Source organism: Pseudomonas sp. GM84, from assembly GCF_000282535.1.
Lineage (GTDB): Bacteria > Pseudomonadota > Gammaproteobacteria > Pseudomonadales > Pseudomonadaceae > Aquipseudomonas.
The window spans coordinates 21,353-31,775 of the sequence record NZ_AKJC01000191.1; the positions used below are offsets into that span (position 1 = coordinate 21,353).

Genomic DNA, 10,423 nt, shown 5'->3' on the forward strand with positions numbered 1-10,423 from the left:
CGTGTAGTTTTACTACATTTGCTTTCGTATTTCATGCTTTTACACGGGCGGGGTAGTAGTAATACTACACAAATGCGACGTTTGGTCGCACCTTGGCTTGTGAGGAAAAACGTTCATGTTGGTTGGCGTTGTGTCGCGAACGGGTGATTCTTGATGTTTGTTGCCAATGATTCGTTTTTTTCAGCTATTTCCAACTTTTGTACGACAGTCCAACCGTGGTCCAGCTTCCTCTTGGCCCCATTCAACCCTCTCATTCACGCCGATCAAGGATAGTCCATGCGCCTGCCTTTGCCGCTCGAACTGCCTGCCACCCTGCAACCGCTGGTCGCGCGTAATCAGCAGTTTCTGCTCGATGCGCTGGCTGGCCACCCCGAACTTGACCTGACGGCCTGGAGCCCGGTCCACCGGCAGCAATTCGACCAGGTGGCGGCGGCCAGCGACTTCGTCCAGGGCCTTGCCCAGCGCGAGCCGGCCATGCTGTTCGCGCTGGTGGCCAGCGGCGAGCTGGACCGTCGCTATGTAGGGGGCGAGCTGCGCGCGCACATCGCCGCCGCGGCGCAGGCAGCGCAGAGCGAAGAGGAGCTGGCGCGCAACCTGCGGCGCGAGCGCAACCGCCTGCAACTGCGCATCATCTGGCGCGACATCACCCGCCAGGCCGAGCTCGGCGAAACCTGCCGCGACCTGTCCGACCTGGCCGATGCGGCCATCGACGAAGCCTATCAATGGCTGTACCCGCGCCACTGCCAGCAGTTTGGTACGCCGATCGGCCACCGCAGCGGCCAGCCGCAGCATATGGTGGTGCTGGGCATGGGCAAGCTGGGGGCGGTGGAGCTGAACCTGTCGTCGGACATCGACCTGATCTTCGCCTTCCCCGAAGGCGGCGAAACCGAAGGGGTCAAGCGCTCGCTGGACAACCAGGAGTTTTTCACCCGCCTGGGCCAGCGGCTGATCAAGGCGCTGGACCCGGTGACCGTCGATGGCTTCGTGTTCCGTGTCGACATGCGCCTGCGTCCCTATGGCTCGGCCGGTTCGCTGGTGCTCAGCTTCAACGCCCTGGAGCAGTACTACCAGGACCAGGGTCGTGACTGGGAGCGCTACGCCATGATCAAGGCGCGGGTAGTGGCCGGCGACCATGACGCGGGTGCGCAGTTGCAGGGCATGCTGCGTCCGTTCGTCTACCGCCGCTACCTGGACTTCTCGGCCATCGAGGCGCTGCGCACCATGAAGCAGCTGATCCAGCAGGAGGTCCGGCGCAAGGGCATGGCCGACAACATCAAGCTGGGTGCCGGCGGCATCCGCGAGGTGGAGTTCATCGCCCAGGCCTTCCAGCTGATCCATGGCGGACGCGACCTGAGCCTGCAGCAACGGCCTTTGCTCAAGGTGCTGGCGACCCTGGAGGGCCAGGGCTACCTGCCGACAGCGGTGGTGCTCGAGCTGCGCGAGGGGTATGAATTCCTGCGTTACACCGAGCATGCCATCCAGGCCATTGCCGACCGCCAGACGCAGATGTTGCCGGACAGCGACCTCGATCGCGCGCGGGTGGCCTACATGCTCGGTTATGCCGACTGGCAAAGTTTCCATGACCATCTGATGCACTGGCGTGGCCGTGTCGACTGGCACTTCCGCCAGGTGATCGCCGACCCGGATGACGAAGAGGGCGAAGGCGAGCTGGTGGTCGGCGGCGAGTGGTCGCCGCTGTGGGAGCAGGCACAAGATGAAGAAGCCGCTTGCCGGCAGCTGCAGGAGGCCGGTTTCAAGCAGCCCGCCGAAGCCTTGCGGCGCCTGGCCGGGCTGCATGCCAGCCCGCAGTTGCGCTCGATGCAGCGCATCGGCCGTGAGCGCCTGGATGCCTTTATCCCTCGGCTGCTGGCCCAGGCCGTGGAGCACGAGAACCCGGACCTGGTGCTGGAGCGGGTGCTGCCGCTGGTCGAGGCCGTGGCACGGCGTTCTGCCTATCTGGTGCTGCTGACCGAAAACCCCAGCGCCTTGCGCCGCCTGTTGACCTTGTGCGCTGCCAGCCCGTGGATTGCCGAGCAGATCGCCCGCTACCCGTTGCTGCTCGATGAACTGCTCAATGAAGGCCGGCTGTTCAGCCCGCCGATGGCACCGGAACTGGCGGCCGAGTTGCGCGAACGGCTGACGCGCATCCCCGAGGACGACCTTGAGCAACAGATGGAGGCGCTGCGCCACTTCAAGCTGGCCCACAGCCTGCGTGTGGCCGCCTCGGAAATCAGCGGCAACCTGCGGTTGATGAAGGTCAGCGACTACCTCACCTGGCTGGCCGAGGCCATCCTCGACCAGGTGCTGGCCCTGGCCTGGCGCCAGACCGTGTCCCGCCATGGCCAGCCCAAGCGCAGCGACGGCAGCCTGTGCGACCCGGGGTTCATCATCATCGGCTACGGCAAGGTGGGCGGCCTGGAGCTGGGCCACGGCTCGGACCTGGACCTGGTGTTCATCCACGACGGCGACCCGCAGGCCGAAACCGACGGCGCCAAGCCGATCGACAGCGCGCAGTTCTTCACCCGCCTGGGCCAGCGCATCATCCACCTGCTGACCACCCAGACCAACTCTGGCCAGCTGTACGACGTCGACATGCGCCTGCGCCCCTCCGGCGCGTCGGGCCTGCTGGTCAGTTCGTTGGGCGCGTTCGAGCGCTACCAGCAGAACGAAGCCTGGACCTGGGAGCATCAGGCCCTGGTGCGGGCCCGTGTGCTGGTGGGCTGCAAGCAGCTGACCACGGCATTCGAAAGTGTGCGCGCCAAGGTGCTGGGCCAGCCCCGCGACCTCGACAAGCTGCGCAGCGAAGTCAGCGAGATGCGCGCCAAGATGCGCGACAACCTGGGCACCAAGGCGACGGCCGCAGGCACTGCCAGCAACGCTTTCGACCACGGTATGGCGTTCGATATCAAGCAGGATGCCGGCGGTATCGTCGATATCGAATTTATGGTGCAATACGCCGCTTTGGCCTGGTCCCACGACCATCCGGCCATTCTTCGATGGACCGATAACATCCGCATTCTGGAAGAGCTGGAGCAGGCCAGGTTGATGCCGGCCAGCGATACGATCCTGCTGCGCGAGGTGTACAAGGCGTTTCGTTCTGCTTCACACCGCCAGGCCTTGCAGAAGGAGGCGGGGGTGATCGACGCGACGCTGTTTGCCGATGAACGCCGCGAGGTGCGGCGGATCTGGGGTGAGTTGGGCCTGGCTTGAGGGCCAATCGCCGGCAAGCCGGCTCCCACACAGATCGCAATGCTTTGCACCTGTGGGAGCCGGCTTGCCGGTGATTAGGGGCACAACGGAACCTCGGTGGTACACTGTCCGCCACATAGCCTGAATATAAAGAGGGGAGGCCAGGCTGTAGCGCAGCCTGTAGCCTCCCCGAGCGTTTCTGGACTAAGCATGAGAATACTGATCATTGGCCCCAGCTGGGTCGGCGACATGGTGATGGCGCAGACCCTGTTCCAGTGCCTGAAACAGCAGCACCCCGACTGCGTGATCGACGTGCTGGCCCCCGAGTGGAGCCGGCCGATCCTTGAGCGCATGCCCGAGGTACGCCAGGCCTTGAGCTTCCCGCTCGGCCACGGCGCGCTGGAGCTGGCCACGCGCCGGCGCATCGGCAAGTCCCTGGCCGGCCAGTACGACCAGGCGATCCTGCTGCCCAACTCGCTGAAGTCGGCGCTGGTGCCGTTCTTCGCCGGTATCCCGAAGCGCACCGGGTGGCGTGGCGAAATGCGGTTTGGTTTGCTCAACGATGTGCGCAAGCTGGACAAGGCCCGCTACCCGCTGATGATCGAGCGCTTCATGGCCCTGGCCTACGCGCCGGACGCCGAGCTGCCCAAGCCCTATCCACGGCCCAGCCTGCAGATCGAGGCGCCGAGCCGCGAGGCCGCCATGGCCAAGTTCGGCCTCGAACTGGACCGCCCGATACTGGCGCTGTGCCCAGGCGCCGAATTCGGCGAGGCCAAGCGCTGGCCCGCCGAGCACTATGCCGAAGTGGCCGATGCCATGATTCGCCGAGGCTGGCAGGTGTGGCTGTTCGGTTCAAAGAACGATCACCCGGTCGGTGAGCAGATCCGTGACCGGCTGATCCCGGGCTTCCGCGAAGAATCCTACAACCTGGCGGGTGAAACCTCGCTGGCCGAGGCCATCGACCTGATGTCCTGCGCCAATGCCGTGGTGTCCAACGACTCTGGCCTGATGCACGTGGCCGCAGCGCTGAACCGCCCGCTGGTGGCGGTGTACGGCTCGACTTCCCCGGGCTTCACGCCACCGCTGGCAGAACATGTGGAGATCGTGCGCACGGGCATCGAGTGCAGCCCGTGCTTCGACCGTACCTGCCGCTTCGGCCACTACAACTGCCTGCGTTTGCTGGAGCCTGGCAAGGTGATCGCGGCGCTGTACAGCCTGGGCGGGCCGAACCTGATCGATACCGTGGCCGAGGTCGACTAAGTGCGGGTACTGATCATCAAGACCTCGTCGCTGGGCGACGTGATCCACACGCTGCCGGCGCTCACCGATGCTGCCCACGCCATCCCCGGCATTCGCTTCGACTGGGTGGTGGAAGAGGGCTTCGCCGAAATCCCCAGCTGGCATCCGGCGGTCGACCGGGTCATCCCGGTGGCCATTCGCCGTTGGCGCAAGAACCTCTGGCAGACCGTCAAGAGCGGTGAGTGGAAGGCCTTCAAGCAACGCCTGCGCGAGCACAAGTACGACCTGGTGATCGACGCCCAGGGGCTGGTCAAGTCGGCCTGGCTGACCCGCTACGTCAAGGCACCAGTGGCCGGGCTCGACCGCTTCTCGGCGCGTGAAGGCCTGGCCAGCCGCTTCTATGACCGGCGCCTGTCGGTCGCGGTCGGCCAGCACGCGGTGGAACGCGTGCGCCAGCTGTTCGCCATGGCCCTGGCCTACGACCTGCCGGAAGGCATCGGCAACTACGGCCTGGACCTCGACCGCCTGCAGCTGCCACCGGCCGCGCCCTACGTGGTGTTCCTGCATGGCACCACCTGGGCGACCAAGCACTGGCCCGAAGCCTACTGGCGCGAACTGGCCGAACGCCTGGGCCGGCGCAAGCTGCAGGTGCGCCTGCCGTGGGGCAACCCCGCCGAGAAGGCACGTGCCGAGCGCATCGCCCAGGGCTTGAACAACTGTGAAGTACTGCCCAAATTGAACCTTGCCGGCGTCGCTCGCGTGCTGGCAGCGGCCAAGGCCTGCGTGGCGGTGGACACTGGCCTGGGCCACCTGGCCGCGGCGCTGGATGTGCCGACCATTTCGCTGTTCGGCCCGACCAACCCGGGCCTGACCGGCGCCTACGGCCGCGTCCAGGTCCACCAGGCCAGCGACTTCCCTTGCGCGCCGTGCCTGCAGAAAAAGTGCACCTACAAACCGAGCGCCGACGATTTGCGCCGGTTCGATCTCAAACGCGAGTGGCCTTTGTGCTTCACTCGCCTGAATCCCGAGCATGTGGCGAGCCGCTTGAGCGCGCTGCTGCTGGCTGAGGATGTCCGTTGATGCAACTGGCTTTCGTGCTTTACAAATATTTCCCCTTTGGCGGGCTGCAGCGCGATTTCATGCGCATTGCCCTGGAGTGCCAGAAGCGGGGCCACCAGATCCGCGTCTATACGCTGATCTGGGAGGGTGATATTCCGCCGGGCTTCGAGGTGCTGGTGGCGCCGGTCAAGGCGCTGTTCAACCACCGCCGCAACGAGAAGCTCAGCGCCTGGATGGCGGCAGACCTGGCCAAGCGCCCGGTCGACCGGCTGGTGGGCTTCAACAAGATGCCGGGGCTGGATGTGTACTACGCCGCCGACGGCTGCTTCGAGGACAAGGCCCAGACCCTGCGCGGCGGTTTGTACCGGCGCTGGGGCCGCTACCGGCACTTTGCCGAGTACGAGCGGGCCGTGTTCGCCAAGGATGCGCACACCGAAGTGCTGATGATTTCCGAGGTGCAACAACCGCTGTTCATCAAGCACTACGGCACGCCGGTCGAGCGCTTCCACCTGCTGCCGCCGGGCATTTCCCAGGACCGCCGCGCGCCGGCCAATGCCGCCGAGATCCGCGCCGAGTTTCGCAAGGAATTCAACCTGGGCGATGACGACCTGCTGCTGGTGCAGATCGGCTCGGGCTTCAAGACCAAGGGCGTGGACCGCAGCCTCAAGGCTTTGGCCGCGCTGCCGTCGGCGCTGCGCAAGCGCACCCGGCTGATGGTCATCGGCCAGGACGACCCCAAGGTGTTCCAGCTGCAGAGCGCCACCCTGGGCCTGGGCGATCAGGTGCAGTTCCTCAAGGGGCGCAGCGACATCCCGCGCTTCCTGCTCGGTGCCGATCTGCTGATCCACCCGGCCTACAACGAGAACACCGGCACGGTGCTGCTCGAAGCCCTGGTCGCCGGCCTGCCGGTGCTGGTGTCCAAGGTCTGTGGCTACGCCCACTACATCGCCGAGGCCGACTGCGGCCTGGTGCTGGATGAGCCATTCGAGCAGGAGCAGCTCAACCGCTACCTGCAGCGCATGCTCGAAGAGCCGCAGACGCGTGCCGAGTGGTCGCGCAACGGCCTGGCCTTTGCCGAAACCGCTGACCTGTACAGCATGCCGCAGCATGCTGCCGACGTGATCCTGGGGCAGGAGACCGCATGAAGTTGATACTGGCCGAACCCTTCAAGCGCCTGTGGGCCGGGCGTGATGCCTTCGAGGCCGTGGAAGCCCTGCAAGGCGAGGTCTACCGCGAGCTGGAAGGGCGCCGCACGCTGCGTACCGTGGTCGAAGGCGAAGGTTTCTTCGTCAAGATCCACCGTGGCATCGGCTGGGGCGAGATCTTCAAGAACCTGCTCACCGCCAAGCTGCCGGTGCTCGGCGCCGGCCAGGAGTGGCAGGCCATCCAGCGCCTGCATGAGGTTGGCGTGCCGACCATGACGGCGGTCGCCTATGGCGAGCGCGGCAGCAACCCGGCTACCCAGCATTCGTTCATCGTCACCGAGGAGCTGGCGCCGACCGTCAGCCTGGAAGACTTCAGCCTCGACTGGGTCAAGCAGCCGCCCGAGCCGCGCCTCAAGCGTGCACTGATCGGCGAAGTGGCGAAGATGACCGGCGGCATGCACCGCGCCGGGGTCAACCACCGCGACTGCTACATCTGCCACTTCCTGCTGCACACCGACCGCCCGGTGACGGCGGATGACTTCAAACTGTCGGTCATCGACCTGCACCGTGCCCAGACCCGGGCGAAAATCAGCCGCCGCTGGCGTGACAAGGACCTGGCCGCGCTGTACTTCTCGGCGCTGGACATCGGCCTGACCCAGCGTGACAAGCTGCGCTTCCTGCGCGGGTACTTCCAGCGCCCGCTGCGCCAGATCCTCGTCGACGAGGCGGCGCTGCTCGCCTGGCTCGAACGCAAGGCGCAGAAACTCTACGACCGCAAGCAACGCTATGGGGATGCACTCTGATGGCGGGTTGGACACTGGCGCCGGGCTATGAACAGCTGGCGGCGGACTTCGGCAGTCTCGATGCGGTGTTCGCCCTGCAGGGCGAGCGCCTGACCCACGACCCGCTCAGCGAGGTCATCCGTGTCGAGCGTGGCGGCGTCCACTATTACGTCAAGCGCTACACCGGTGCCGGCAAGCACATGCGCCGCTACCTGGGTCGGCCGCGGATCAAGGCCGAATGGCAGAATCTCAAGCAGTTTGCCAAGTGGGGCATCCCCACCGCCGAAGTGGTCGCCTGGGGTCTGGAACGCAAAGGCCTGGCCTTTGGCCGTGGCGCGATGATCACCCGCGAGCTGCCGAACACCGAAGACCTGTCGGCGCTGGCCGAGCGCAAAGACCCACGTCTGGCCGACCGCCACTGGGTCAAGCATGTCACTCACCAGCTGGCGCGATACACCCGGGTCATGCACGAGCATCGCTTTGCCCACAACGACCTGAAGTGGCGCAACCTGCTGGTCGACGACCTGGGCACGCTATTCTTCATCGACTGCCCGACCGGCGACTTCTGGCGTGGCTTCATGTGGCGCCACCGAATGATCAAGGACCTGGCGTGCCTGGACAAGGTCGCCAAATATCACCTGTCGGCGACCCAGCGTCTGCGTTTCTACCTGCAGTACCGCGGGCGCCAGCGCCTGACCGTGCGCGACAAGCGGCGCATTCGCCAGGTGCTGAGTTTCTTCGAGGGAAGGGAATGACCGATTACCTGGCCAGCGCGGACCTCGCGCTGCTCAAGCGCCATGGCCTCAACGACTTCGAGGCGCTGTGGGCGCTGCAGCTCGATGCCGTGGACGAACCCAATACCGGCCGTGGCGGCTGGAGCAGTGTGTTTCGCCTGGAGCTCGAAGGCAAAGGCTACTACCTCAAGCGCCAGAGCGACTACCTGACCCGCACCCTGCACCGGCCCTTCGGCGAACCGACCTTCGCCCGCGAGTTCCGCAACATCAGCCGTTACCAGAAGCTGCAGATCCCGGCCCTGCAGGCGGTGTTCTACGGTGAGCGCAAGCAGAACGGCCAGCACCGGGCAATTCTGCTGACCCGCGCGCTGGACGACTGGAGCGACCTGGAAAGCCTGCTGGCCCAGTGGCCGCAGCTGGCCGAGGCCGAGCGTGGCGGTATCCTCCAGGCCTGCGGCCTGCTGGCGCGCACGCTGCACGGCGCCGGCCAGGTGCATGGCTGCTTCTACCCCAAGCACATCTTCCTGCGTCGTCGCCGTGACGGCTGGGATGCGCAACTGATCGACCTGGAAAAGACCCGGCCGCTGCTGTTCGGCATGCGCGACCGGCTCAAGGACCTGGAGCCGCTGCTGCGTCGCGCTCGTGCCTGGAGCGAGGCGGACGTGCGCCAGCTGCTGGCCGCCTACCTGGTACAGCCCGCCGAGGGCGCCCAGGTCGAAAACTGGCTGCAACGCCTGACGCAACGCCGTCGTGAAAAAGAGGCCCGCTGATGCGTTTGTCTGAATTGAAAGCCACCGGGCGCAGCCCATCGCTGCCCTTGTCCGTGACCCTGGCCGATGCGGCCGGCAGCGCCGACCTGCAACTGCTCAGCCTGCTGCGCGTATTGCCAGGCCAGCGTTATGTGGGCGCCGGCGTCTGGCGTGGCACACCGGTGCTGGCCAAGCTGTTGGTGGGCAGTAACGCCGCGCGCCATTTCCAGCGTGAGCTGGACGGGGTGAAGCTGATGGCCGAACAAGGCCTGACCACGCCGAAGCTGCTGGCCGACGGCCTGAAGGAAGGCGAGGGTGGCTGGCTGTTGTTCGAGTTCCTTGACGGTGCCGAAAGCCTGGCCGATGCCTGGGCGGCGGTAGAGGGCCTACCGGTACTGGCCGACGAGCAGCACCTGGTACTGGGCGAAGCGCTGACCGCCGTGGCGCAGATGCACGCCAAGGGCCTGTGGCAGGAAGACCTGCACCTGGACAACCTGCTGCGTCACGGCGGCAAGCTGTACCTGATCGACGGCGCCGGCATCAAGGCCGAGACGCCCGGCCAGCAGTTGTCGCGCCCGCGAGTGCTGGAAAACCTCGGCGTGTTCTTCGCCCAGTTGCCCAAGCGCCTGGAGCCGTTCATCGAAGAGCTGCTGGTGCACTACCTGCTGGCCAACGCCGAGCATGCCTTGCCGATGGAAGCGCTGCAGAAGCAGGTGGACAAGGTGCGCAACTGGCGCCTGAAGGATTACCTGGAAAAGGCCGGCCGCGAATGCACGCTGTTCAGCGTCGAGCGCAGCCTGTCCGGTTTGCGTGCGATTCGCCGTGGCGAAGTCGAGGCCATGCTGCCGGTGCTGGAGCAGGCCGATGCGCTGATCGACCAGGGCCACCTGTACAAGACCGGCGGTGCGGCCAGTGTGGCGCGCATCGAGGTGGGCGGCCGCACCCTGGTGCTCAAGCGCTACAACATCAAGAACACCGCGCACTGGTTCAAGCGCTTCTGGCGCCCAAGCCGCGCCTGGCATTCCTGGATCGAAGGCCACCGTCTGGAGTTTCTCGACATCGCCACGCCGCGCCCGTTGGCGGTGCTGGAGCAGCGTGTCATGGGCCTGCGCAGCCGGGCTTTCCTGGTCACCGAATTTGCCGATGGCCCGGACCTGACGGCGTGCTTCGCGCCTTACGTGGAAAACGGTGATGCGCCTGAGGAGCAGGTCGATGCCCTGGTGCACTTGATGCAGCAGCTGATCCGCGAGCGCATCAGCCACGGCGACTTCAAGGGCCATAACCTGTTCTGGCAGAACGGCCAGTGGTCGCTGATCGACCTCGACGCCATGTGCCAGCATGCCACCCAGCTGAGCTTTGCACCCGCCTATGCCCGGGACCGTGCGCGGCTGCTGCGCAACTGGCCGAGTGGCAGCGCCTTGCACCAGCGGCTCGACAGGTTGCTGCCGAAGCTGGACTAGGACGGTCTCTTCGCGGGGCCCTGTGTGGGAGCGGGCTTGTCCCGCGAACACCGGCGAAGCCGGTGC

General features: G+C 65.8%; 8 protein-coding genes. All 8 read left to right on the forward strand.

The window, feature by feature from the left end:
* Positions 1–276: 276 nt before the first annotated feature.
* The 8 genes from glnE (at position 277) to PMI38_RS16100 (ending at position 10,357) form a co-directional block, all read left to right on the forward strand.
* Positions 277–3,210 carry a bifunctional [glutamate--ammonia ligase]-adenylyl-L-tyrosine phosphorylase/[glutamate--ammonia-ligase] adenylyltransferase gene (gene glnE, locus PMI38_RS16065; RefSeq protein ID WP_008095923.1) on the forward strand — a complete coding sequence of 978 codons (2,934 nt, stop codon included), beginning with the start codon at positions 277–279 and terminating at the stop codon, positions 3,208–3,210.
* 189 nt (positions 3,211–3,399) lie between these two features.
* A complete protein-coding gene (waaF, locus tag PMI38_RS16070; RefSeq protein WP_008095926.1) occupies positions 3,400–4,449 on the forward strand; it encodes a lipopolysaccharide heptosyltransferase II in 1,050 nt (349 codons plus the stop codon).
* Positions 4,450–5,508, forward strand: coding sequence for a lipopolysaccharide heptosyltransferase I (gene waaC, locus PMI38_RS16075; protein WP_008095928.1), 1,059 nt, complete (start codon positions 4,450–4,452; stop codon positions 5,506–5,508).
* Positions 5,508–6,632: a glycosyltransferase family 4 protein gene (locus tag PMI38_RS16080; protein ID WP_008095930.1), complete on the forward strand. Its 1,125-nt coding sequence runs from the start codon at positions 5,508–5,510 to the stop codon at positions 6,630–6,632. Before waaC ends, PMI38_RS16080 begins: the two co-directional genes overlap by 1 nt.
* Entirely contained in the window at positions 6,629–7,435 is an 807-nt protein-coding gene (rfaP, locus tag PMI38_RS16085; protein ID WP_008095931.1) for a lipopolysaccharide core heptose(I) kinase RfaP, read from the forward strand. Before PMI38_RS16080 ends, rfaP begins: the two co-directional genes overlap by 4 nt.
* Positions 7,435–8,169: a lipopolysaccharide kinase InaA family protein gene (locus tag PMI38_RS16090; RefSeq protein ID WP_008095933.1), complete on the forward strand. Its 735-nt coding sequence runs from the start codon at positions 7,435–7,437 to the stop codon at positions 8,167–8,169. The genes rfaP and PMI38_RS16090 overlap by 1 nt, the downstream gene beginning before the upstream one ends.
* Positions 8,166–8,918 carry a lipopolysaccharide kinase InaA family protein gene (locus PMI38_RS16095; protein WP_008095935.1) on the forward strand — a complete coding sequence of 251 codons (753 nt, stop codon included), beginning with the start codon at positions 8,166–8,168 and terminating at the stop codon, positions 8,916–8,918. The genes PMI38_RS16090 and PMI38_RS16095 overlap by 4 nt, the downstream gene beginning before the upstream one ends.
* Positions 8,918–10,357: a lipopolysaccharide kinase InaA family protein gene (locus PMI38_RS16100; protein ID WP_008095937.1), complete on the forward strand. Its 1,440-nt coding sequence runs from the start codon at positions 8,918–8,920 to the stop codon at positions 10,355–10,357. The genes PMI38_RS16095 and PMI38_RS16100 overlap by 1 nt, the downstream gene beginning before the upstream one ends.
* The last annotated feature ends 66 nt before the right edge of the window (positions 10,358–10,423 follow it).